This is a genomic window from Lyngbya aestuarii BL J, from assembly GCF_000478195.2.
Classification (GTDB): Bacteria; Cyanobacteriota; Cyanobacteriia; order Cyanobacteriales; family Microcoleaceae; genus Capilliphycus; species Capilliphycus aestuarii.
The window spans coordinates 1-1,449 of the sequence record NZ_AUZM01000202.1; the positions used below are offsets into that span (position 1 = coordinate 1).

Below are 1,449 nucleotides of genomic sequence, written 5' to 3' on the forward strand. Positions count from 1 at the left end.
CCCGCCAAGAGTTGACGAACATTTTTAAAACTTTGAAGCTGTTCATCAACCATGAGATGAAATAACCCTGCTGTTAGCCAGAGTGTAGTTATATTATATTGTTTAATAATTTCTCCGAGTTCATTTAAAGAAGGCTGATGATTGGGTAATATAACGATGCGTCCACCATTGAGTAAAGCTCCCCAAATTTCAAAAGTGGAAGCATCAAAAGGAAGAGGTGCAGCTTGAAGAAAAATTTCTTCAGTATTAAAGTTCACATAATTATTTTCTTTAACAAGTCTAACCACTCCTCGATGAGGAATACACACCCCTTTTGGCTTCCCTGTGGAACCGGAAGTATACATAACATAAGCTAAGTTTTCTGCTGTTACTTGATGAATGGGATTGTTTGAGCTTTCTTGGCTCAGGATTTGCCAATCAGTCTCTAGGTTTAAAATAGGAATATTTAAAGCTGGAAAATGAGTGCTGTTTGGGTCAGTAATTATTGCATAAACTTGAGTATCTTCTAAGATAAATTCTAGGCGTTCTTGAGGATAGTTTTTTTCGAGAACAACATAGGCTGCTCCCGCTTTTAAAATTCCTAAAATACTCACAAACGTCTCAATTGAGCGTTCCATGCAAATTCCGATTAATGTATCGGTTTTCGTGCCGATTTTTCGCAGATAGTGTGCGATTTGATTGGCTTTAATATTAAGTTCTCGATAAGTGAGTTGTTGATCGGCGTAGGTCAGAGCGATCGCATCAGGATATTGTTCAACCTGTTGTTCAAACAGTTGATGAATAGTAGCTTCTCGCGGATAATTAGTTTTCGTTTGATTCCATTCAACTAAAATTTGCTGTTTTTCATCTTGATTTAATAACGTTAATTCCGAGATTTTATGTTCAGGGTTGACGATAATAGCTTCTAATAAATTTTGAAAATGCTCTGCGAGTATGCGGATAGTATTTTGTTCAAATAAATCTGTATTATATTCAAAAGTTACGACGATATAATCATCTGTTTCTGTTAATGACAGAGTTAAATCAAATTTGGCTGTTTGGCGAGGAATATCAATAGGACTCCAACTTAAATCCGAAAAGTTTACTTCTTTAAGAGGAGCATTTTGCAGCACAAACATGATTTGAAATAAAGGTGTGTAACTTAAAGATCGAGAAATTTTTAATTCTTCTAGTAACTGTTCAAAAGGTAAATATTGGTGTGCATAGGCTTCTAACGAGACTTGACGAACTCGCTGCAATAATTCCTCAAAGGTTGGGTTTCCTGATAAATCGGCTCGCAGAGCTAATGTATTTACAAAAAAGCCAATTAATTTTTCAATTTCGGATCTGTTACGATTGGCAATTGGAGAGCCAATAATAAGATCTTCATTGCCTGTATAGCGATGAATTAATGTGTAAAATGCAGTAAGTAAAGTTATAAAAAGGGTACTTCAGATCGGAAGAGCACAC

The 1,449-nt window shown here is 35.6% G+C and carries 1 protein-coding gene; it reads right to left on the minus strand.

What is annotated here, in order from left to right; genetic code table 11:
• A partial coding sequence (locus tag M595_RS27515; protein WP_338041678.1) for a non-ribosomal peptide synthetase occupies window positions 1–1,418 on the minus strand: 1,418 nt, incomplete at its 3' end.
• Window positions 1,419–1,449: the final 31 nt, after the last annotated feature.